The sequence below is a fragment of the Desulfoscipio gibsoniae DSM 7213 genome (assembly GCF_000233715.2).
GTDB lineage: Bacteria > Bacillota > Desulfotomaculia > Desulfotomaculales > Desulfallaceae > Sporotomaculum > Sporotomaculum gibsoniae.
Genome location: NC_021184.1, coordinates 1,533,704 through 1,556,956, shown reverse-complemented (window position 1 = coordinate 1,556,956; position 23,253 = coordinate 1,533,704). Strand labels below are relative to the sequence as shown.

Genomic DNA, 23,253 nt, shown 5'->3' with positions numbered 1-23,253 from the left:
TATTATTCCTTCAAAATTGCACAGCTTAGCAAGTTTAATCAACAACTAAAATCTATCTTGTAAATTCAGGTAGCAGTATGGTTATCGCCTACCGGCAACCAACCACTAACCACCGATATTAACAAAATCAGACCACCGAAAATCAGGTCAAGCCCTCGACCTATTAGTACCGGTCCGCTGCACACATTGCTGTGCTTGCACGCCCGGCCTATCTACCTGGTAGTCTACCAGGGGTCTTACCCTTCTCGAGATTCGAAATTCGATATTCGATGTTCGAGTAATTTTTTTTCGAACGTCTAACGTCGAACCTCGAACATCGAGAAGGTGGGAAACCTTATCTAGAGGGGGGCTTCGCGCTTAGATGCCTTCAGCGCTTATCCCGTCCGGATTTGGGTACCCAGCGCTACCGCTGGCGCGATAACTGGTACGCCAGTGATCCGTCCATCCCGGTCCTCTCGTACTAGGGACAGCTCCTCGCAAGTTTCCTGCGCCTGCGACGGATAGGGACCGAACTGTCTCACGACGTTCTGAACCCAGCTCACGTACCGCTTTAATGGGCGAACAGCCCAACCCTTGGGACCTACTACAGCCCCAGGATGCGATGAGCCGACATCGAGGTGCCAAACCTCCCCGTCGATGTGGACTCTTGGGGGAGATAAGCCTGTTATCCCCGGGGTAGCTTTTATCCGTTGAGCGACGGCTCTTCCACACGAATGCCGCCGGATCACTAAGCCCGACTTTCGTCCCAGCTCGACTTGTTTGTCTCGCTGTCAAGCTCCCTTCTGCCTTTACACTCTGTGCGCGCGATTTCCAACCGCGCTGAGGGAACCTTTGGGCGCCTCCGTTACTCTTTGGGAGGCGACCGCCCCAGTCAAACTGCCCACCTGACACTGTCCATAACCTTGATTCAAAGGCTCGTGTTAGAATTTCAATATCACAAGGGTGGTATCCCAACGGTGGCTCTGCCAAAACTGGCGCCCTGGCTTCTCAGCCTCCCACCTATCCTGTACATGCAATACCAAAATCCAATGTCAAGCTGCAGTAAAGCTCCACGGGGTCTTTCTGTCCTGTCGCAGGTAGCCGGCATCTTTACCGGCACTACAAGTTCGCCGAGTCCCTCGTTGAGACAGCGCCCAAATCGTTACGCCTTTCGTGCGGGTCGGAACTTACCCGACAAGGAATTTCGCTACCTTAGGACCGTTATAGTTACGGCCGCCGTTTACTGGGGCTTCGGTTTAAAGCTTCGCTTGCGCTAACCTCTCCCCTTAACCTTCCAGCACCGGGCAGGCGTCAGCTCCTATACGTCATCTTGCGATTTAGCAGGAACCTGTGTTTTTGGTAAACAGTCGCTTGGGCCTTTTCTCTGCGACTCCTTCATGCTCCATCTGGTTAGATTTCACACTAGCGGAGTACCCCTTCTCCCGAAGTTACGGGGTCATTTTGCCGAGTTCCTTAACGAGGGTTTTCTCGCGCGCCTTAGGATTCTCACCCCACCTACCTGTGTCGGTTTGCGGTACGGGCACCTTATAGCCTCGTTAGAGGTTTTTCTTGACAGTTTGGGTGCAGCCACTTCGCTACTTATTTTCGCTCCCCATAACCTCTCAGGCTGTATGAACTGCGGTTTTGCCTGCAGTTCGCCCTACGGGCTTGGACGCGCTTTTCCAACCGCGCGCTTGGCTTGCCCTCCTGTGTCACCCCATCCTAATAGCGGCTTTAAGGTGGTATCGGATTCTCCACCGATTGTCCATCGCCTACGCTTTTCAGCCTCGGCTTAGGGCCCGACTTACCCTGGGCGGACGAGCCTTCCCCAGGAATCCTTAGGTTTTCGGCGGGCAGGATTCTCACCTGCCTTTGCGCTTACTTATACCGGCATTCTCACTTCCCATTAGTCCACTACTCCTTACGGTATAGCTTCAATCCAATGGGAACGCTCCCCTACCCAGTCTGTGAAATTATCAACAGACCCTTGTTTACGCGCTTTAGCCCTTGGGGCATTTGGCCGTAAATTTCTTTTTTATTTTTTATTGATATTTACGGCAAAAATGTTTTGCGCTGTATATCTGGGTGTATTGATAATTTCACAGTCTGCCGCAGTTTCGGTATCGTGCTTGAGCCCCGTTACATTTTCGGCGCAAGGTCACTTGACCAGTGAGCTATTACGCACTCTTTAAATGGTGGCTGCTTCTAAGCCAACATCCTGGTTGTCCGGGCAACCTCACATCCTTTGCCACTTAGCACGATTTGGGGACCTTAACTGGCGGTCTGGGCTGTTTCCCTCTCGACTACGAATCTTAGCACCCGCAGTCTGACTCCTGTACTTTAATAGCCCGGCATTCGCAGTTTGATTGAGTTCGGTAACCGGTGAAGGCCCCTAGCCCATTCAGTGCTCTACCTCCGGGTATTTTGTACAAGGCTAGCCCTAAAGCTATTTCGGGGAGAACCAGCTATCTCCGGGTTCGATTGGCATTTCACCCCTACCCACACCTCATCCACCGCCTTTTCAACGACGGTTGGTTCGAGCCTCCACGAAATGTTACTTCCGCTTCACTCTGGACATGGGTAGATCACCCGGTTTCGGGTCTACTTCAGCGTACTACGTGCGCCCTTTTAAGACTTGCTTTCGCTGCGGTTTACGGCCTTGGTCAGCCTTAACCTGGCACGCTAAATGTAACTCGCCGGTCCGTTCTACAAAAAGTACGCCATCACACGTTTATTGTGCTCTGACTGGTTGTAAGCGTACGGTTTCAGGTTCTGTTTCACTCCCCTCCCGGGGTGCTTTTCACCTTTCCCTCACGGTACTTGTGCGCTATCGGTCGCTAAGGGTATTTAGCCTTGGAAGGTGGTCCTCCCTGATTCCCACGGGGTTTCTCGTGTCCCGCGGTACTTGGGATGCTCTCTAAACTCGTTGCCTTTTCGCCTACAGGGCTGTTACCTTCTGTGGCCCGCCGTTCCTGGCGGGTTCGGCTAAGGCTATTAGTCCGTTATGAGAGTCCCGCAACCCCTATTTTGCACGCAAAATAGGTTTAGGCTGGCCCCGGTTCGCTCGCCGCTACTTGGGGGTTCTCGGTTGATTTCTGTTCCTCCGGCTACTTAGATGTTTCAGTTCACCGGGTGCCCTTCTTATGCCTATGGATTCAGCATAAGATGTTACCTCGTTACAGGTAACGGGTTGCCCCATTCGGAGATCTACGGATCAATGCCTGCTTGCGGCTCACCGTAGCTTTTCGCAGCTTACCACGTCCTTCTTCGGCCCTTAGCGCCCAGGCATCCACCGTACGCTCTTGTTAGCTTGACCTTTTGGTCTCGGCGTCTTGTGTTTTTATACCTGTGCTTTTGCTTTACTTGCTTTGATTTCTTGCTTTCGCTGTGCAGTTTTCAAGGAACGGTTGTCTGGCGTTTTGTTTAACCGGGCTTATGCTGCCCGTTGTCCAAAGCTTTATGGCTTTTACCAGACGTTTTGTTAGATATTATATTGGAGACTGTTTGCATACGCCCGACTTTGGGGTCTGACGTTACTTTTAGTCCCTCAAAACCAAACAGTGCTTGGAGATGTCCGACCTAGGATTATCGAGGTTCAAAGCTTTGTGCTTGAACTTCGAGTATCTCCTTAGAAAGGAGGTGATCCAGCCGCACCTTCCGATACGGCTACCTTGTTACGACTTCACCCCAATTACCGACCCCACCTTCGACGGCTGCTTCCTAAAAGGTTAGCCCACCGGCTTCGGGTGTTGCCAACTTTCGTGGTGTGACGGGCGGTGTGTACAAGGCCCGGGAACGTATTCACCGCAGTATGCTGACCTACGATTACTAGCGATTCCGACTTCATGCAGGCGAGTTGCAGCCTGCAATCCGAACTGGGACCGGCTTTATCGGGTTCGCTTCACCTCACGGCTGCGCTTCCGTCTGTACCGGCCATTGTAGTACGTGTGTAGCCCAGATCATAAAGGGCATGATGATTTGACGTCATCCCCACCTTCCTCCGTTTTGTCAACGGCAGTCCCTTTAGAGTGCCCATCTCTACATGCTGGCAACTAAAGGTAGGGGTTGCGCTCGTTGCGGGACTTAACCCAACATCTCACGACACGAGCTGACGACAACCATGCACCACCTGTCTTCCTGTTCCCCGAAGGGAAAAACTGTGTTTCCACAGCTGGCAGGAGATGTCAAGACCTGGTAAGGTTCTTCGCGTTGCGTCGAATTAAACCACATACTCCACCGCTTGTGCGGGCCCCCGTCAATTCCTTTGAGTTTCAGCCTTGCGGCCGTACTCCCCAGGCGGGGTGCTTATTGCGTTAACTGCGGCACTGGGGGGGTCGATACCCCCAACACCTAGCACCCATCGTTTACAGCGTGGACTACCAGGGTATCTAATCCTGTTTGCTACCCACGCTTTCGCGCCTCAGCGTCAGTTACAGGCCAGGGAGCCGCTTTCGCCACTGGTGTTCCTCCCAATATCTACGCATTTCACCGCTACACTGGGAATTCCACTCCCCTCTACTGCACTCAAGCCCGACAGTTTTAGAAGCAGGCTATCAGTTGAGCTGATAGGTTTCACTTCTAACTTGTAGAGCCGCCTACACGCCCTTTACGCCCAGTAATTCCGGACAACGCTTGCCCCCTACGTTTTACCGCGGCTGCTGGCACGTAGTTAGCCGGGGCTTCCTCCAAAGGTACCGTCATTTGTTCTTCCCTTTGGACAGAGTTTTACAATCCGAAGACCTTCGTCACTCACGCGGCGTTGCTCCGTCAGGCTTGCGCCCATTGCGGAAGATTCCCCACTGCTGCCTCCCGTAGGAGTCTGGACCGTGTCTCAGTTCCAGTGTGGCCGGTCGCCCTCTCAGGCCGGCTACCCATCGCTGCCTTGGTAGGCCGTTACCCTACCAACTAGCTAATGGGACGCGGACCCATCCAGTAGCGGTTTGCACCTTTCTTCATCGAACTATGCAGTTCAATGAACGTATCCGGTATTAGCACCAGTTTCCCGGCGTTATCCCAGGCTATTGGGCAGGTTATCCACGCGTTACTCACCCGTCCGCCACTATCCTCGAAGTTCGAGGTTCGGTATTCGAGGCTCGAATTGCTTTCCTTTTTCGAACTTCGAACATCCAACCTCGAACTTCGAGAACCGTTCGACTTGCATGTGTTAAGCACGCCGCCAGCGTTCGTCCTGAGCCAGGATCAAACTCTCCATAAAAATTTATGCTTCGCGGGTTTGAGTGCTTTTGGGTGTCCGGCTTGTTTAACTGGATTACCTTACTGCAGCTTGTGCCCGTTTGCTTTTTAAGTGAGTTTAATCTTGCTCTTTTAATGAATTACTCGTTTATTCGTTTGCTAAAAGCTGCTACCATTGCTATTTCGCTTTGGCTCTGGCTCTTAGATTCGTTTGACGAGGTTTGGTTGGTCGCCGTCGCTTTGTTCGGTCATTGCTGACCAACCACGACTGGCGTCCGTTTTCCATCTCTTTGCACTGTTTAGTTTTCAAGGACCGTGCGGCCGTTTCGCGACCGGAATTGTATTGTATCACTTTGTGTCGGTCTGTGTCAAAGGCAATTTGTGGTCGGCTTGGTAGTTCGCATTGACTACTGCTTACCATTATTACCCTGACTTGGTTTTTTGCTCCGCTGCCGTAGCAGCGACATTTGTCATGTTATCATTTTTGGGGCTTTAGTACAAGAGGTAATTTAGGCCAAATGAACTGAACTCAAATAATGGCATTGTGTATATCAACTTTTTTGCCGATCCCAATGTTTTATTTTGCAAATCTCATATATTACTTTAGCATATTAACGCGGCGAGGGACAGACCCTTTCTAGGAGAATCTGGAAGACTATTCAGGTTTTCCAGATTCTCCGGGCATGGCAATATGATCCTGCAACCTTTTTCAAAAAGAAAGCGACAACCTGCAAGCAGTTGCCGCTATTCCATGCGTTCTTTTACATACGTGACCATATTCTGGGGCAAGCAGGGACGATTCTTGCTTACCCATGGTTTTGATCAAAAAACCTGTTTCTATGGCTACCTCACTGATTGGTTTTCCCAATACAATGAGATCGATTTCTCTAATATTGGGTTTTTAGCTGCGTACCGCGGTTTTATATTCAGCCACTTCCTGTTCTCTTTGCTTTCTAGCCTTGCGCCGTTTACCCCATTCCACGAAACGCACAATGCTGACGCTTAATTCATACATAAGATACATCGGTGCGGCCATCATCAGCGGAGTAAGGATATCGGGGGAGGGAATCAGTACCGCACCGGTGACAACCGACATTAAAATTGCCATCTTCCGTTTTTTGACCAGGAATCGATAACTAAGCAGATCCAGTTTCGCCAGATAGTAGACAGCCAGGGGCAATTCAAAAATAATTCCGAAGGGCAACAGGAACATGATTGTAAACGAGATGTATTTTCCTATGGTTAGCATCGGGATTAGTTCAGTACCGCCGAAATGAAGCAAGTATTTTACAGCCACGCGAAACACCGCGTAAAAGCCGAACAGCACGCCGCCGGTAAAGAAAACATAGGATATAGTAACAAAAATTGTAAAATAGATTTTTTCCATCTTACGCAGGGCGGGGATGATAAACCTCCAGAACAGCCAGAGAATGACCGGCAAAGCGGTGAGAAAACCCAGGAAAAAAGAAACTTTGATCTTGGTCATCAAGGCTTCGACAACACTGATATAAATAACCTCGTTGCCGGTGCTAACAACCGGTTCCAGCAGTATCTGCAAAACTCGCTCGTTTATAACCCAACAGGCTATGGCCATGGTGAACGTGGCCATAATGGACATGATCAGGATCCGGCGTAGTTCCTCCAGATGCTCAATCATGGTCATTTCTTTGTTTTTGTCGGCCACCTGTTACACCCCCGTGGATAGGAACCTTTGCAGGTTATGCTTGATATCCCTCCGACTGTATCCCCCCTTCAAGGCTAACCCGTCCAGGTCAACGGTAGCGATATCTTCACAAAATAGATCGACTTCTCCACATATACGTTCATCGACGGTTTTTAGATAACTTTTACATTGCTCGCACAAATAGACTCGATACTGTCCCATTACTTCTGCAGCAATAAAAGAAAGAGTGGAGGGATTCTGATTACCACAAAATGGACAACCAATTCTGTAGTACAGCCATTCAGTTTCACAAAGGTCGCAGTACAGCTGTCTTTGACCATTTTCTCCGGTCAGTTTGGCCATCACCGGCTCCTCACCACAGACAGGGCAATAACCATGCAACCATTCATCGGGTTTAAACTGGTGCATTACATTTTTACTGTAAAGAGTAAGAAATGGTTTTAACGTAGCTTTCATTAAAAAATCAAACACTTCGATAGAAAGCCCCAATTTTTTCGACCATTGGGTTCTCTGAACTCCCTGAAGCGCCGACTTCATCAATTCAACCCGATCTTTTTTAGAGAGACTTTTAATGTCATTAATCAAAGATTCCGGAACCACCTCTGGAACGGGCTGCCTTTTCAAGCAAGCCCGAGCCACTTCCAAAAATCGTTTATAGAAAAACTTTTGGTCAATTAAAGGCGATACAATGGTCAGCACAGGTTGACCCTTATGCCACTGCTCAACTTGTTTCGCTGTTAACTGCACCGGCCAATCCAGAGAGGGAAAACACTCCTCCGAGTCCAAGATTTCAAGATGAAACTGAGCTAGATTTTTAACATTCATTGTATTTAACTCCTAAATTTAATTAGTAAGAACCTGATGATCATGGTGCTTTTCCAGAATCCCAAAGTTTTCCACGATAAACATATAGGCCAGCACGCCAATGGATACCAGGCCGATACTTACCACCCATTCCATCATCGAGGGGAAATAGTTACCGCCCAAGGATTTTGACATACCGGTAAATACTACGTTCATCCGGTTCAGGATCACCCCGAAGACAGTAAGAGCCCCAAAGGTAACCAGCCCTTTTCGAGTTGAACTTAAGCTGCTGAAACAGATAATAATAGGAATAATAACCCCGGCAACGATTTCCAGCAGGAACATATTCCCTTCCAACGTACCGGAAAATACCCACTTAAACGCATCACGGTAGATCAGGTCCCCAATTTTCAGAGCCAGGTAGATGAGCATCATCGTTCCGGATATTTTTATCAGGCCCCGCATTACGGACAAGGGTACTTGGTGGTTATATGCCTTACCGGCCAGAGACGTTTCCACGCTGATCATAGCCGGCCCCACAAAGAATGAGGACATCAGGAAGAACGGGGGCAGCAGCATGGACCACCACAGCGGATGGAGCTTACCTACTTCGATTAGATACAGCCCGCCCAGGGAGGACTGGTGCAAAGTGGGCAACAATACTCCAATAATCAACAGGACCGGCATTAACTTTTTAATTTTGCAATGCCATGGCTTCATAATCTTTTCTGTGGCAATTTCGCTGAATTCAAGGACCTGAATGAGGGTATATAAGGATACACACCAGAAAACTTCAAACAGCACGCTGTGGTAACCCCAGGATACAAAGGGACGCCAGAAGTTGAACCATTGGCCGATATCCAGGAACAACCCGCCCATGACCAGCAGGTAACCCAACAATGATGTAAGCATGGCACTGCGAGCAATGGGTTTAAACTGGTCCCTGTGCAGGATGTGCACAATTAAAGCGGTGCTGTAACCGCCGCCAGCCAAAGCCACGCCGGTAAGCACATCAAAACCGATCCAAAGGCCCCAGGGCCACTGATCGTTCAAGTTAGTGGCGTTTCCCAAACCAAAAGCCAGTCTGTAGCCTACAACAACCAGGCAAATTGCGGCCAGACCAATTAACACTTTCCTGACCGGCGTCATTTTAAAGGTCCAATTTTTTTTCGCCGTCATGCTATGACCCCCTCGGATAACCCAAAATAATAGAAAAAATTGTCACAGATTTTGCATTGTCCTGTCGGTAAGGACATTGAATTAATCTACAGACCTGGTTTCTGATCATGCTGTTCCCTGGCAATTTCATTCCGCCGTTTGGTGTATAAAAACATCCCGGTTAAAAGCGCACCCCAGCTAAGTGCCACCACCGGAGTCATCCTCATGTAGCTCTCGGTATATTCAGGCAGAGGCCTGGTGGTCACATCGGTCCTAAAGCCGAAGGTTTCGAAAGGAACATCTGAAATATATAACCAGGAGGTGCCGCCAGCTTCCTTTTCGCCATAAACATGTTTTACATATTTCGTATTGCTATTGATCTTATTCCAGGCTTGTACCAACAGTTCACCTCGCTCACCATACTGCAGAGCCCCCGTGGGGCAAGTAGATACACAGGCCGGTTTCATACCGTGGCGCATGCGATCGTATTTGCCGTCGGGGTCAAAGCAAAACTGGCATTTGGAAATTAAAGGGAAGGTCTTTTCCCACTCATACTTGGGCACTGAGAAGGGGCAGGCCAACATGCAGTAACGGCAGCCCACGCACAGGTGCGGGTAATAAACCACCGGACCCTCCGGGCTTTTTTGCAGTGCTCTGGCAAAACAGGCTGAAACGCAGGCCGGCTCCAGACAGTGGAAACATTGATGCTTGGCGAAACGGTACTTTACTTCGTCTCCATTTTCGACAGTTCTAAATCGAACGTGGGTCCAGGTATAGCCGGAACCGTCGGAAGGATTGCCCAGGTCATTGCTGAAAGATGTTTTGGCTGCCGGCAGGTCGTTCCACTGTTTGCAAGCTACCTGGCAGCCTTTACAACCAATGCATTTACTTATGTCAACCAGTACGGCTTTTGACAATATTTACACCTCCATTTCGTTCATCCGGTTTTTAGGCTTTGCGCACATTACAAAGGAATGCTTTATATTCAGGTATGTGAGTATTTGGATCACCAACGCTGGGAGTCAGGTCATTGGCCGTTGCTCCCGAAGCCAGGCCCTGATATCCCCAGTGCCAAGGCATACCCACCATTTCAACGGCCTTTCCGTTAATGTTCAGCGCCTTCATCAACGGTTGAACGGATGCTTTACATTTCACCCTATTGCGGGCAGTCTCGACCCAGATCTCGTCCCCCCCTTTGACGCCGATTTTTGCAGCCAACTGGGGCGAGATCATGGCGAAGGCTTCCGGAGCAGCTTCCACCAGCCACGGGCAGTTACGGGTAACAGCGCCGCTTTGGTAATGTTCAATGACCCGATAAGTGGTCATCACATGGGGGAATCGTTTGCTGCCCATTTCAGCCACCGTGGCAAAGTCGCCGGAGAACCGGGCTACCATAGGTGAGTTTTGACGTTTGGACATGATATTCTTGGCCGGACTTTCAACCGGCTCGTAGTGTTCGGGCAGCGGGCCGTCATTCAGCTCCGGTGCGAACAACCTTGCCTGTCCCTCCGGATTCATGATAAAAGGCGCGTTGGCCGTTTTTTCCGGTGGTACGGGCTCGCCGGTATTGGGATCTTGCGCCCCGAAGTCCGGCACGTCGTTGGTGATCCACTTACTGCCGTTCCAGGCCACCAGTGCTGCTTTTTCATTCCACGGCCTGCCGCCGGGATCGCAGGAACAGCGGTTATAGACAATGCGCCGGTTTAACGGCCAGGCAAAAGACCAGTGCGGATACAGGCCAAGGCCGGTCTGATCGGTCTTGATGCGGCGTTTCGCCGCAGGCAGCTTGGTATCCTTGTCCTCCGCCCAATACCCGGTGTAAATCCACAAGCCGCAGGCCGTGCTGCCGTCATCGGCCAGCCTGGCAAAGCTGGTCAGGGGAACAGATTTGCCCACCTCGTAACCGTTGATTTCCAGGGCCACCTGATCCAGGTTGGGTTCTTCTTCACCCGGCTGGTCATAATTCCAAACCAGGTTCATGATGGGATCGGTGAATTTACCACCGCTTTGATACTCCTGCCGGATGGCCTTAAACAAGCGGTCGACAATCCACAGGTCGCTCTTGGCTTCACCCGGTGGTTCAACGGCCTTCCAGCGGAATTGGATCCAGCGTCCGCTGTTGGAAACCGTGCCATCTTTCTCATAGGAAAAGGCGGCAGGTAAAAGGAATACTTCAGTATTAATGGCTTTGGGATCCGCGCCGGGACGCTTCCAGAAAGCGGCTGTTTCGGTTTCAAACAGGTCCACCGCCACCAGCCAGTCTAAGTTTTCCAGCGCCTTTCTTTCCATGGAGGCGCTCGGCCCTCCTACGGCCGGATTCTGGCCCCAGGCAAACATCCCTTTGATCTCGCCGGCAGCCATCATTTCAAAAACGCCCATGTGGGAGCGGTTTTTACCGTCATGCTTGGGCAGCCAGTCATAGCGGAAATCGTTTTCCCGGGTGGCCTTGTCGCCGTACCAGGCCTTTAACATGCTGATAAGGAACTTAGGCTTATTGGACCAGTAACCCGTCTTGGGGGTTTCCTTTTCTATATAATCTTTTAATGCCCCATGCTGAGAAGCATATGGAACGCTAATGTATCCGGGAAGAATGTGATTCAGTATCCCCATATCAGTGGAACCCTGCACGTTGGCCTCTCCCCGTTGGGCGTTGACACCGCCTCCGGCAATGCCGATGTTGCCCAGCAGCAGTTGGAGTATGGCGGTGGTTCGCACGTTCTGGGTACCGTAGGTATGCTGGGTAATGCCCATGGCGTAGATTAGGTTACCGGCTTTATTGGGTTTGCCGGTGGAGACGTAGAGCTCGCAGACTTTCTTGAAGGTATTTTCGGATGTGCCGGTGATGCGGCACACGGTTTTGATATCGTAACGGCTGACATGCTTCTTCAGTATCTGGAATACACAGTTCGGATCCTGTAAAGTAAGGTCCTTTTGAATGGTATCTCCGTCTTTTTGATACTGCCAGCTCTGATTGTCGTAGCTTAATGTACCGTTTTTTTCCGTAGCGCCGCTAAAAAGGCCGTCTTGAAAACCAAAGGATGGGTCAATCAGATAACTGGCGTTGGTATAATAAAGTACGTATTCTTTAAAATACAGATTATTTACGAGAATATAATTAATAATGCCGTAGACGAAAGCAATGTCTGTACCGGGACGCAGCCGGACATGAATGTCCGATAAGGCAGCGGTCTTCGTAACCCTGGGGTCGGCAACAATGACCCTGGCCCCTTTTTCAGACCTGGCCCTGGCAATCCAGCGCATCACCTGAGGATGGTTTTCCGCCGGGTTGGCCCCGATAATTAGAAACACGTCGGTATTTTTATAATCAATAAAATGATTGGTCATAACGCCCCTGCCGAATGAGTTGGCCAGACCGGCCACTGTGGAAGAGTGTCAGAGGCGGGCGTGGTGCTCAATGTTTACCAGGCCTGCGGCACGCATCATTTTTTGCAAGATGTAGTTCTCCTCGTTGTCCAGGGAGGCGCTGCCAAAATGAGCGATGTCCAGGGTGCGGTTCACCGTTACACCGTGGTTATCCTTTTCTTCAAAACTTTCATCTCTTGTCTTTTTAAACCGCTGGGCTATGGTTTTTAATGTCCATTCCCAATCTTTTTCTTCCCATTTACTGCTTCCGGAGGCGCGGTAAAGGGGCTTGGTGATCCGGTTCAGGTTTGGTTCTCGGACGCCCCTTTTCGTAACCACCGTATTGGCGTCGCTGATCCCGATTCCTTTGGGGCAGAGAGTACCTTCGTTGATCGGATTGTCAGGGTCGCCTTCAACGTGAACCAGCTTGCCCTGGCTTGTGTAAAGTAAAATACCGCAACCGCAGCCACAGTAGGCGCAGACACTGGGTGTCTCTGTTAATTTCCTGATTTTTAGCGGCAGGTTACCGCCGGAAATCCTTTGGTTTTGCTCGGTGGCATTGGCGGTACCGGCACCGGCGAACAGGGTCAGACCGGCGGTACCAAGCCCTACATTTCTTAGAAAATCTCTTCTGCTAATCTTCTTCATTTAATAACGTTAAACCCCCTCAGAATACATTAGCCCCCTCCGACTATACCCAAACCCATTTATTACTTTGTTTGAGTGGTTTCCTGAGCCGGTACTACCTGCGGTTTCTTGTCTTTTTCTTCCTCTTCCAGGGCGGATGAAGTAGCCCTTCTGAATTCTCTTAACGACTTGCCCATGGCTTTCCCGACATCGGGCAGTTTGCCCGGTCCAAAAATAATGAGCACCACAACCAGGATTAAAACCAAGTGAGTCGGTTGAAAAATACCGCCGAACATAGTCCATGCTCCTTTCAGATTATTTAATCTATTTAATTGGGTTCAATTGTGGAAACAGTTTAAATAATTAAACAACTTGATCCAGCCCCCGCCTCATCCCCAATTATCACCCCCTTTATTGATTGGATACCGGATTAAAACCATATTCCGAAATAATAATACCGACCCGGCTAAAATAACATTAACTCAAAGGAGCCATAGAGAGCTACTTTTGTCATTCTATATAACAGTCCCCTGGCTCACAAGAAAATGTAAATAATGAAAATAAAATAAATAAATTAAATTAACTTAACTTAATAAAAACATTAAGAAAATCAATTACTTAAAATGCAATATCAATTAAAAAAAACACCTGAATTGGTGTTCTTTTTTTGGTATATACTAAAGCCTTGACTGATAAATTCTTGCATAAATATATCAGTTTATTCCTGCTCAGCAAGAAAGGTGCGCTTAATTCAGTTCTCTTGGCCCGCCCCTTTGAGTTTTTTCTTATAAATTTTTACCGGACGGCCTACGGATCCGTATCTCAAGTCCAGTTTAAGGTGGCCTTGATCAACCAGAAAATCCAGATATCGCATAGCCGTAACCCTTGTCACATTGATATGTTCCGAAACTTCTTCCGCTGTAAAGTAGGCGTCTTCTTGATCCATGAAAGCAACCACCTGGTTTAATGTTACCTGATTCAACCCTTTCGGCAACATACTCTGCAGGTATTTATCGGACTGAGAACCCTCATTCGGGACCGGCCCATCAGAGGAAGGAGTCGGCTCAACGGCCAGCGGTGATTCTTTATCCGGGACCGGGGATATTTCATTTTTGCCGGCAGCCTCCTGGACGTATGGCGTTAAAAGCTGCCGCCTCAAATCGGAGAAGTTTTCCACCATTTGATTAAACGCCTTGACCAATTCCCTGATCTCAGAGGGGCCGGACGCTATAACCGGGTTGACACTCTGCATGGGGTGGGCGGAGATCTCCCGGGTATCCCGGGTTAATTCCCTTAAAGGCCGGACAATTTTTAATTCAACGTAGAGCCGGATGGCCACTGAAAACAGGATAATCAGACATACGATGACAAAACTCAGGTTCTTCAATGTGCCGTAAAGCAGCTGTCGGTAAAATTCGTGGGGAGCACCCACATAAATCATTCCGATGATGTTGCTGTTGCTATCGCGGATAGGCTTATAGGCGGCCTGGTAGATCTCCCCAATAACATCAGCCTCCCCCGTATACATACCGCCGTTCTGCAGTACCACTTGTTTTACCACATCGGATGCGGCTGTGCCAATGGCTCGTTGACCGCCCACAGCCCGTACCGTTGTAGCGACCCGCTTATCTAATAGAAAAACTGTACATGTATCCCCGGTTAACCGATTAATATAGTCAACAATTTCATTATTTTCATTAATGCGTGTATTCCCCTTATACAAGATGCCATCGTCCACATACCACTGCCCGGGATATTTTAAGTCCAAAATCACCTCAAAAGTATTAAGATCGCTTTTTGCCTTTTCAACCGCAGCGACCACTGCCTTCTCCCGGATCTGCCAGACCGCAGCCGTAACAAGGACGGCGGCAAGTATGACTATAAAACAGATTAACAGTAATGTTAGCTGACGACGTATTGAATTCATCTATTTTTCCTCACATGTTATTTTATCTAATCAATTAAATAATTAAATTAATTTTACTAAATTTAATTTATTTTTATTTCAATTTTCTATAGAATTAATCCTCCTTAATAACGATGTTTTTTTGCTACCGAATAAAAGAAAACTACCTTGGTATAAGTGTTTTTTCGGTAAACGCTTTATCTATACCCCTTTTAGTCAGCCGGTCCATGTAGAGGTGGCCCTTCAATACAGAAAATAATCTTACAATTGAAGTGTGATGCTTAGGTATAACTTAGGTATAAAATGGCACGTGTTACTAGGCATGATTACTGTCTTATATGGCAAACTGTCGAACGCGCGTTACGAGCGGAATAATTTGTTATGAAAAAAGTATAAAAAGCCCCATTAACGGGGCTTTAACCAAGCTTAAAAAATTACTTAACCAATTCTTTTGGTATCTCAGGCTGGTGATACCCAAACCAAGAGGTCGGATATATCCCCATAAAAGCTACAACACTGGCCAGGCTTACAATCAAACTGTATATATGCTTTTTCATTTTCTCCCTCCTTTCATTATATTAGATAATATTATCTAACCAATTTAGCAGCCCGCGTCCGGGCATGGTTAGAGTAAAAACATGGAATAGCACAGATAGACAGATAGCCAACATAACATCATGGCCTGGTTGGTAAATAACCAAAACCATAAATAATGCAATTAATTTTAACATTGATAGTATTCTTAAAACTTTTCTTCTTTTTGCACTAATAATTGGCTTCTCCGGAACATCCACTGGTACCAACTTAATGAATACTACCAGAGCAATTAACAGTGAGGCCACGGTAATCTCAAAAGCCGGTATGTTTTGTGGTAGATATATCGCTAAGAATGCAATCGCGCTAAAGACCAGCAATGTCGTTATCAGGCACCTGTAATAAGCGGAACAATGGTATCCACCGGATGAGAGTTTTAAAATGCCGGCTGTAAAATAAGCAATTAAAAATGGCTTTAGAATACCTAATGCAAAAGGAACTAGAATAAAAGCTATTATCTTGATTAAGGCCTCGATTATTATTTCCAGTCCGTATGCTACAACAGCTTTTGAAGGGCCGCCCTTTTGATTATTTAGCTCTCCACAGATATGCTCTGCCAGTGCAATAGACCAAGTATGGATCGACATTAGAACTCCCTTTCGGTTTTTGGTATTAAAACCTTGAATTGTTTTTCATTGCTATCGTCAAAGACTAATTGACCTTGGTTCTTTATAATTGCTCTTTTTATGAGTTCCAATCCATATCCCCTGTTCTCTCCTTTAGTCGAATAACCTACCTCAAACATTTTTTCCCGTACCTCTGGTTTTATTGGCTCTCCTGAATCAGAAACAATGAAAACGTATTGAAATTTAAGCTCGTTTATTTCAAATGTAATTTGCTTTTTACCTGTACTATCTTTTACTGCGTCAATAGCATTGTCTAACAAATTTCCAAATACTACAGTAATTGATTTTGGGTCCATTTTAAAGTGAGTTAATCTACTTGTTACAACAAGTTTAAATTTAATTCCCAGGGACTCCGATTCGTCTTTCTTTTTTTGTAAGAGTGTCCGTAGATATAAATTGCTAATATTTAACATTTGGCTATTGTTACGATAGTCCTGGTTTACAAGTTTAATATAATCAATTACAGATTTATATTCATCGGCAGCTATTAGACCATGGATAGACATCAAGTGATTAATAAAATCATGTCGTTCTGAACGTAATATTTTTAAATTTTCGTTCATAGTTGTTAGTATTTTATTAAGCGTAAACATATTATTTAACCAGTAAACTGCTGCCAGTACGATAGCAAAGTTAATTAAAGCCACTATAGGAATCATTATCCCTAATAATGTTATTTGCTGGCTATGAAAGTTTACTACTCTACTTGCAAGCAAGATAGAGAAAGCCTGAATTAACAGAAATGCAGTAATTACATAAGGCATGTCCTTTTGTATAAATGACAATCTCATTTTTATTATAAAGACCTCTTTCTATATAATAATAAGCATATAGCTGCATAGATAAGAAGCTGCGGCCAGGGCAACAGAGTTCTCAATATGGGGTCTTTCCATATTTCTTGTAGATGTAGACCTAAAAGAGTTTCCATTAAATAGGTTACAGACTGTTCGATTGCTAATAACGTTCCCATACTAATTATCGTTGCTAAAAGCGCCTGCTTAAGGGATATTTTTAAAGCTATCTTAAAAAGGATGAATGCTATAAAAACCCCAATGATGGAATGGGCACCAAAAGTTAATGGTGCCATTCTTACAAAATATGATGCCAGGGCCGAAATTACAGCCGGGATTGCTATGTTTAAGTAATTAGGTCTTTGGCCAATGGCTATCATGCCAAATGTGAAGATCAAATAACTTTCCGGTATGGAATAAAATATTAAGCTTAATATAGGCATTTTGTCCATTTAATTCACCCTTTTTAAAGTATTATTCAATAAAAAAACATTTTTTCCTTTTACGGCAGACTTTAAATTAAGGTATAAGTCATATTTTTTTAGGACCTTGGTTTTAATTTCTAGCACCATAAAAAAGCACGGGAATTCAATTCCCGTGCCTTATGGTATTGTATGAGATTAATTTTCAGCAATTAATTCGTTTGTACATTTTCTTGCTGTACCCGAGGTTTTTTCATTAATGGTCGTAAGGTCCATCCATAGTCATTGTGATAGATCATCAACTTTGTCATGCCACCGTCGACGGTGATATTTTCACCGGTAATAAAACTCGCTTTATCGCTACAAAGAAATAACACCATGTTAGCAATATCAAGAGGATTTCCAACCCTGCCTGCGGGATGCTGAGAGTTGTCTGCTCCGTGAAGTTCAATACCTTGGGTTTCGATCCACCCGGGGCTTATGGAATTTACTCTTACTTTTCCCGACAGGCTAACTGCAAGCGCGTGTGTTAATGCTGAAATCCCGCCTTTGGCAGCAGTGTAACTTTCGGTGTTCGGTTGGCTCATTCTGTCTCTGCTGGACGATATCCTCAGAATCAAGCTGTTTAAATAAATCGTCCACGTTATCAAACACCGGCTGATCTCCTGACTTAATCTTAGTCTTTATATCTGTGATCTCTTCTTTTAATTCATCAAGATATTTTTTGGGATATACTACAACCGGCATGATTTGAATGACACCGTCTTTTTCAATAATCTCCAGCTTATCTCCTTCTCTTAGACCAAGTTTTGATACCAACTCTCGTGGAATAGTGATTTGAGATTTTTTACGAAGCTCAGTAATCATGTATTGCACCTCTTTATTTAATTGGATATTCCTACTTTCCTACTCAAAGTGTACCCGATTTTTATTTGAAGTGCAACATAAAAAGAGTTGGTTAGTAATTAATTCTTTTTTAAAAAAATTAATCCTACGATTTTTTAATTATAAGATTTTAAAATTTAAGCTATACTGGTGACTTACTACTCCGGCAAAGACCTTCCCACTGGCGCGATAACTGGTACTGGTACGCCAGTAATCCGTCCATCCCGGTCCTCTCGTACTAGGGACAGCTCCTCGCAAGTTTCCTGCGCTAAACCGTTTACCAGGTTAAAGATCGGCGCCTGTTATAGCACATTCATTACGGGTAATTTCTGGCGCATCTACGGGCATAACAATAACCGATTTTATACCTGCTCTAGCACCGTAAGTAGACCAGGCTGCGCCTGCATTACCATTAGTGGGCATAGCTAGCGTTTTTATACCTAGTTCTTTAGCCCGAGAAACACCAACAGTCGCACCTCTAGATTTAAAGGTGCCGGATGGAATAATCCCTTCATCCTTCAAATAGAGGTTATTTAAACCGATATCTGGACCTGCAACGTCCATCTTAATCAGAGGGGTCATGCCTTCACCCAAAGTTACCATGTTCCTTTTATCTTTTACCGGCAGCAATTCCCAGTAGCGCCACAAACTTGGCTCACGACTCTTTAAGTCCTCTTTTTTGAAATTTTTCTTAACTTTTTCCAAATCATATTTAACTACAAGGGGCCCACCACATTCACAAAGCTGTTGTACTTCTTCACTCTCATAGTGTTTGTTACATTTGGCACATTTCAAATTAGTTACAAAGCTCACTAGATTCACTCCCTGATATTTTATTTAACGAGAACTATTGCTTCAATTGCAACCAATACATTTTTTGGCAAACAAGATACCTCAACACATGCCCGGGCCGGCGCTTCATTAGTGAAGAACTCACCATAAGTTTCATTTACTTTTGCAAATTGAGACATATCTTTTACAAATACCGTAGTTTTTATAACATCGTTTAATTCTGCACCAGCTTTTTTACAAATCGCTTCTATATTAATAATGCATTGTTTAGTTTGTACCTGCACATCCTCTTCTACAACCTCCCCGGTAGCAGGGTCAATAGGTATCTGCCCGGAAATAAACATAAAATTACCAACCTTTACAGCCTGTGAGTATGGTCCAATTGCCTCAGGAGCCTGGTCCGTTTTAATTGCTTCTATCTCGTCCAGCTGCACCCGACTGGTTTGCAACCACCCGTCGGCCAGCACTTTGTTGGCAATTTCAATCTTTTTTATCCGCGCTTGAAAGTCCGCTCTGCGCATAGCCTACACCTCTTATCCATTATTTAATTATCTGGATAATACAGTTAGTTTAAACAAGTTTAAGTCTGACCCCCTTGGCCGAATACCTGCCGCTAAAATAGAAAAAGGCCGAATTTCTCCGGCCAATTAAAATTTAGCATAACCATTACAGTGATCAACATTTTTTTAATGTAATCCAAAACCCGGTTTCTGTTATTTGTTACGAGTCTCTACAATAAGCTTTTCTACGTTAGCGTTAATATCGATAATAGTCCACTCAATCTCTTTTTCCCGCTTCTTAGGAATTAATTTTGCCGGATAGTAGCCCAATTGATACGGAATTCTGGTTTCAATTGCCCCGTTAGGACATTCTTTAACACAAGCCATGCAATCCCAGCAATCTCTGTTGGCGCGGCAGAATGCTTTATTTTCATGCTCATCTATTTCCATTAAGTCCCCCGGGCAAATTTCCTCACATGCTCCACAACCTATACATTTTTCCTTATCTATTACTGGTGGCATTAATATCAACCTCCTATATTTATGCTTTTAATCTATCCCCCGAGATAATTTGTTCATAGGGGCGTGTAAACATTTCAATTTCACCTGTCTTCGGGTTATAGCGAGAGTTTACGAAGCAATCAAACTTTTCGTCATTCTTTTCCGGAAAGTCCGCTCTTGTTTGCCAACCCGGCCATCTGGTTTCTTCACGATAGGACAGGTGATGCACCAGCACTTCGGCAACATCCAATCTATCAATAATTTCATGTGCCTCCATTAGTTCGTGCAAGTCTTTGGCAACCAAATATTGCATTTGATCCTTCATCATCCGAATATGACGCAGGGCATATGCCAAACCTTCCTTATTCATGCGGAAGAATTGATGAACCCCACCTGCATACTCATCCATTAGACGCTGCAGTCTTTCTTCCATTTCCCTTGGCTTAACACCATCACCAACGGTTTGCTGCCTAAAGCCAGGGGCAAAGATTCTTTCTTTTTCTTTTTTAATCTGTTCGACGGTAACTTGCCCCAATTCAACATTAGCAGCATTTTTCGCTGCCGCCCTTGCGGCCAGCAGACCTTCTGCAGCACAACCACCTACAAACTTATTCGGAGTACCGCCGGCCACATCACCGCAGGCATATAAACCCGGCAAGGTAGTTTGTCTCTTTACATCCACCCAATAACCACTGGCAGTGTGTCCACCGACAATATACGGATCTGAACCATAAATTTCAATCGGTTCCTTGGATAGATCCTGTCCCCGCCCAGCTAAGAACAATACATAACTAGGACGTTCATTTAGGTAATCCATTTTCATGTCACGAATCTGGTCCGGAGTCATGTGGGTGGTGTCTACGTAACAGGGACCTCTTCCTTCACGCCACTCATCCATAGGCAGGTTAGCTCTAATGAACCTGGGTGCCGCGTCGCCACCCAGATGGGCGTAGCGGGTATTCAGAATTTGTTCATTTTTACAGTTAACCATTGGTGTTTTATAACCTACGGAAATTGTATCAATGGGACCGTTAAAGTCTTTAGTTCTGGTTGCGCACCAGCGCATCTCAAAAGTGGTCATTTCCGCACCGGCACGAATTCCGGCAGCGTAACCGGTACCTACGTTAAATGGGCAGTACCACAACTGGTGGTGACTGTCGTTACCATCATTTTGATAGGGCTTATATAATCCGGCGGCCCCACCGGTAGCAATAAGGGTTGATTTAGCTCTAACTATATACAACTTGCCGTCTCTGACACCAAAACCAATGGCTCCAACAACTTTTTCCCCGTCAACTAAATAGTTAGTAAATACAACCCGGTTTAGAATTTCGCAGCCTACTTCTCTTGTTTTTTCAGCCAAAATTACTTTCATTTCGGCTCCTCTAATGGTAATATCCCACTTACCCCGGGTTTTATATTCGTCACCATCTTCTTCATATTTAATGGGCATGCCCCATTCTTCCCACTCTTCAATTGGCTTGTTCAAAACTTCAGCCATACTGATGGTTAAATCTTCTCTTAGTAAACCACCTGCCTGGGAACGACTCCAACGAACAAAATCTTCAATGGTACGATCTTTTTTAATGTAGGTATTAATGGCATCCATACCACCGGCCAGGCAACCGCTGCGGTCAATATGAGCCTTTTCAATCAGGGTTACTTTTAACTCAGGGTTTACCCGCTTGGCCTCGATACCGGCAAAGCAGCCGGCATTACCTGCACCAATAATTAGAATATCTGTATCTATACGTACTTCTTCAATTTGGTTAATGTTTTTAGGCAATTTTGCTCTAGCCAAAACGATGACCTCCTTTGATTTTGGTGAAAAATTTTTAATTCATGGGCACCCAAATTGGATATCCACAGAAGGCATACCAGGGTAGCATTACAAACACCATGTAGAGAATAACCATCAATGTTAAGGGTGCACCTACTTTAACAAATTCCATAAAGCTAAATTCTTCAGTACCGTAGGCAATTAAACAAGCAGTCACTGAAATTGGTAGAATAAACGCATAGCTATCTACATTTAGTACTGCCATAGTAAATGCAACTGTGTTTAAATCCAGCATTGGTGCCATCGCCGCCACTATCGGGGCAAAAAGTGTCACCGCAGCAACATTACTGACAATGCCAAGCCGGAGAAATTGCACCACTATGCAAATGAACAGTGTAACCCCAATCCAACCCCAGGCGGGAGCTATTCCCACTAGATATGATGCTAACCAGGTGTCAACTCCCGTTTTACCAAAAGCGCTTACTAATGAAAGTGAACCGCAGAGCAGCAACCAGGTACCCCAAATGGTGTTCGATTGCACTTTCTTCCACGAGAGGTTTGTTAAGCCGGGGATGAATAATAGCATTATTACACCAAGACTTATCACTGCCATACTCAAACCATGTATTTTTTCGGTAGCCCACATTATGATCGCCAGGGAGAACGCTACCAAAACGACCCATTCTGTAAAGGACATTTTGCCAAGTGCATCTTTTTGCCGTTTTACTTCATCCATACCACCAGGCACTTCAATGTTTTTTGTTTTTAAAACCCAGTTTACCCAGAAGTAGAGAATCACCAAAATTCCGAGAAGCGGCCAGTTCATCCAAGCCCAGGTATCCCAGGTGATAATATTTTCACCCACTGCCTGGTTAATAGTTTGGGTGATAATGACATTGGACATATGGCTGTGCAGCAGTATTATGCCGGAGGCCAGCGATGCAAATCCAATACCCACCATGGTCATGGCCTTTCTGGCCCTGGCACCTTCACCTTCTTTATCAAAAAGATTGTTTAGACCGGAAACGATTGGTAAGAATACAGCCCCTCTGGCATTGGTTGCCGGAACAAGTATGGCTGTTATCAAGTGTGCTCCCATCAAACCTTTAAGCACACTACCGACCTTAGGTTTAACTTTCGAAACTATACCTAATGAAATCCGCCTATCTAAACCGGTGGTCTGCATCACCGCAGCTAAAACAAAACAGCCCAAGATTAAATAGGTAACGTTTTGCGTAAAACCACCAAAGGCTTCCGGAATCGTTGGCATAGCTCCGGTTAACATTAATAGTATTGGAATGCCGAGGCCTGAAATACTCAAGGGTAGTGCACTGGTTAACCAAATTGTTGTGACCCATCCCATAACAGCCAATGAAGCCCGCCCTTCGGCTGTAAGCCCTTCAGAAGTGGGAACCAACGCTAACACCACTGCGAAGATTAGCCAGGAAAGAATAAATCCAGGCACGGAGTACTTATTCAGCCCCGCTTCTTTAAGGTTTAAGTTAATTAGGTTTTCATTTTTTGTTTTGACAGAAACTGTACTGGTAATCGTACCATTGGCCAATTAAAATCACCCTCCCCATCAATAAATAATCTGTCCTTATGCTGACTATAATTTTAGCAATTAGGTTTAGCAGGTTACACCACA

17 protein-coding genes, 2 rRNA genes and 1 pseudogene are annotated in these 23,253 nt (G+C 45.9%); all 20 read right to left on the bottom strand.

Going from position 1 to position 23,253, the window contains the following annotated elements:
- Window positions 1–143: 143 nt before the first annotated feature.
- Window positions 144–3,295: ribosomal RNA gene (locus DESGI_RS07210) — 23S ribosomal RNA — on the bottom strand.
- 316 nt (window positions 3,296–3,611) lie between these two features.
- Window positions 3,612–5,194 (bottom strand): 16S ribosomal RNA (locus DESGI_RS07205).
- Together the 16S and 23S rRNA genes form the textbook arrangement of a ribosomal RNA operon.
- 879 nt (window positions 5,195–6,073) lie before the next feature.
- On the bottom strand, window positions 6,074–6,856 hold the full coding sequence (tatC, locus tag DESGI_RS07195) for a twin-arginine translocase subunit TatC (protein ID WP_006522807.1): 783 nt from the start codon (window positions 6,854–6,856) through the stop codon (window positions 6,074–6,076).
- A gap of 3 nt (window positions 6,857–6,859) precedes the next feature.
- Window positions 6,860–7,681: a formate dehydrogenase accessory protein FdhE gene (locus DESGI_RS07190; protein ID WP_006522806.1), complete on the bottom strand. Its 822-nt coding sequence runs from the start codon at window positions 7,679–7,681 to the stop codon at window positions 6,860–6,862.
- Between the two features lie 18 nt (window positions 7,682–7,699).
- Window positions 7,700–8,839: an NrfD/PsrC family molybdoenzyme membrane anchor subunit gene (gene nrfD, locus DESGI_RS07185; protein WP_006522805.1), complete on the bottom strand. Its 1,140-nt coding sequence runs from the start codon at window positions 8,837–8,839 to the stop codon at window positions 7,700–7,702.
- 86 nt (window positions 8,840–8,925) lie between these two features.
- The gene (locus tag DESGI_RS07180; RefSeq protein ID WP_006522804.1) at window positions 8,926–9,735 is read right to left on the bottom strand and encodes a 4Fe-4S dicluster domain-containing protein; all 810 of its coding nucleotides are present in this window, start codon (window positions 9,733–9,735) and stop codon (window positions 8,926–8,928) included.
- Between the two features lie 31 nt (window positions 9,736–9,766).
- Window positions 9,767–12,829, bottom strand: coding sequence for a formate dehydrogenase-N subunit alpha (fdnG, locus tag DESGI_RS07175; protein WP_015617937.1), 3,063 nt, complete (start codon window positions 12,827–12,829; stop codon window positions 9,767–9,769).
- A gap of 62 nt (window positions 12,830–12,891) precedes the next feature.
- Window positions 12,892–13,104 carry a twin-arginine translocase TatA/TatE family subunit gene (gene tatA / locus DESGI_RS07165; RefSeq protein WP_006522801.1) on the bottom strand — a complete coding sequence of 71 codons (213 nt, stop codon included), beginning with the start codon at window positions 13,102–13,104 and terminating at the stop codon, window positions 12,892–12,894.
- Between the two features lie 455 nt (window positions 13,105–13,559).
- On the bottom strand, window positions 13,560–14,735 hold the full coding sequence (locus tag DESGI_RS07160) for a cache domain-containing protein (protein WP_006522800.1): 1,176 nt from the start codon (window positions 14,733–14,735) through the stop codon (window positions 13,560–13,562).
- Window positions 14,736–15,148: 413 nt separating this feature from the next.
- A complete protein-coding gene (locus DESGI_RS23710; protein WP_006522799.1) occupies window positions 15,149–15,271 on the bottom strand; it encodes a cyclic lactone autoinducer peptide in 123 nt (40 codons plus the stop codon).
- A 21-nt stretch (window positions 15,272–15,292) separates the two neighbouring features.
- Window positions 15,293–15,895, bottom strand: coding sequence for an accessory gene regulator ArgB-like protein (locus tag DESGI_RS07155; RefSeq protein ID WP_006522798.1), 603 nt, complete (start codon window positions 15,893–15,895; stop codon window positions 15,293–15,295).
- Window positions 15,895–16,725 carry a sensor histidine kinase gene (locus DESGI_RS07150; protein WP_006522797.1) on the bottom strand — a complete coding sequence of 277 codons (831 nt, stop codon included), beginning with the start codon at window positions 16,723–16,725 and terminating at the stop codon, window positions 15,895–15,897. The genes DESGI_RS07155 and DESGI_RS07150 overlap by 1 nt, the downstream gene beginning before the upstream one ends.
- Window positions 16,726–16,730: 5 nt before the next feature.
- On the bottom strand, window positions 16,731–17,177 hold the full coding sequence (locus DESGI_RS07145; protein ID WP_006522796.1) for a hypothetical protein: 447 nt from the start codon (window positions 17,175–17,177) through the stop codon (window positions 16,731–16,733).
- A 182-nt stretch (window positions 17,178–17,359) separates the two neighbouring features.
- Window positions 17,360–17,764: pseudogene (locus DESGI_RS23705) on the bottom strand (SDR family oxidoreductase); the annotation flags it as partial.
- Window positions 17,658–18,014 carry an AbrB/MazE/SpoVT family DNA-binding domain-containing protein gene (locus DESGI_RS07140; RefSeq protein WP_006522795.1) on the bottom strand — a complete coding sequence of 119 codons (357 nt, stop codon included), beginning with the start codon at window positions 18,012–18,014 and terminating at the stop codon, window positions 17,658–17,660. The gene DESGI_RS07140 and the pseudogene DESGI_RS23705, both read right to left, overlap by 107 nt.
- 303 nt (window positions 18,015–18,317) lie before the next feature.
- On the bottom strand, window positions 18,318–18,845 hold the full coding sequence (locus DESGI_RS07135; protein WP_006522794.1) for a pyridoxal-phosphate dependent enzyme: 528 nt from the start codon (window positions 18,843–18,845) through the stop codon (window positions 18,318–18,320).
- A 20-nt stretch (window positions 18,846–18,865) separates the two neighbouring features.
- A complete protein-coding gene (locus DESGI_RS07130; RefSeq protein WP_006522793.1) occupies window positions 18,866–19,345 on the bottom strand; it encodes a RidA family protein in 480 nt (159 codons plus the stop codon).
- Window positions 19,346–19,537: 192 nt separating this feature from the next.
- The gene (locus DESGI_RS07125) at window positions 19,538–19,846 is read right to left on the bottom strand and encodes a 4Fe-4S binding protein (protein ID WP_006522791.1); all 309 of its coding nucleotides are present in this window, start codon (window positions 19,844–19,846) and stop codon (window positions 19,538–19,540) included.
- Between the two features lie 19 nt (window positions 19,847–19,865).
- Window positions 19,866–21,626, bottom strand: a complete 1,761-nt coding sequence (locus tag DESGI_RS07120) for an adenylyl-sulfate reductase subunit alpha (protein WP_006522790.1) — start codon at window positions 21,624–21,626, stop codon at window positions 19,866–19,868.
- A gap of 34 nt (window positions 21,627–21,660) precedes the next feature.
- Window positions 21,661–23,169, bottom strand: a complete 1,509-nt coding sequence (locus tag DESGI_RS07115; protein ID WP_006522789.1) for an SLC13 family permease — start codon at window positions 23,167–23,169, stop codon at window positions 21,661–21,663.
- Window positions 23,170–23,253: the final 84 nt, after the last annotated feature.

Coding starts and splice junctions, on each gene's coding strand:
- DESGI_RS07160 (WP_006522800.1), bottom strand. CDS start 14,735: ATGAATTCAATACGTCGTCAGCTAACATTACTGTTAATCTGTTTTATA.
- DESGI_RS07125 (WP_006522791.1), bottom strand. CDS start 19,846: ATGCCACCAGTAATAGATAAGGAAAAATGTATAGGTTGTGGAGCATGT.
- DESGI_RS07190 (WP_006522806.1), bottom strand. CDS start 7,681: ATGAATGTTAAAAATCTAGCTCAGTTTCATCTTGAAATCTTGGACTCG.
- nrfD (WP_006522805.1), bottom strand. CDS start 8,839: ATGACGGCGAAAAAAAATTGGACCTTTAAAATGACGCCGGTCAGGAAA.
- tatA (WP_006522801.1), bottom strand. CDS start 13,104: ATGTTCGGCGGTATTTTTCAACCGACTCACTTGGTTTTAATCCTGGTT.
- DESGI_RS07150 (WP_006522797.1), bottom strand. CDS start 16,725: ATGAGATTGTCATTTATACAAAAGGACATGCCTTATGTAATTACTGCA.
- DESGI_RS23710 (WP_006522799.1), bottom strand. CDS start 15,271: ATGAAAAAGCATATATACAGTTTGATTGTAAGCCTGGCCAGTGTTGTA.
- DESGI_RS07155 (WP_006522798.1), bottom strand. CDS start 15,895: ATGTCGATCCATACTTGGTCTATTGCACTGGCAGAGCATATCTGTGGA.
- DESGI_RS07145 (WP_006522796.1), bottom strand. CDS start 17,177: ATGGACAAAATGCCTATATTAAGCTTAATATTTTATTCCATACCGGAA.
- DESGI_RS07130 (WP_006522793.1), bottom strand. CDS start 19,345: ATGCGCAGAGCGGACTTTCAAGCGCGGATAAAAAAGATTGAAATTGCC.
- DESGI_RS07140 (WP_006522795.1), bottom strand. CDS start 18,014: ATGATTACTGAGCTTCGTAAAAAATCTCAAATCACTATTCCACGAGAG.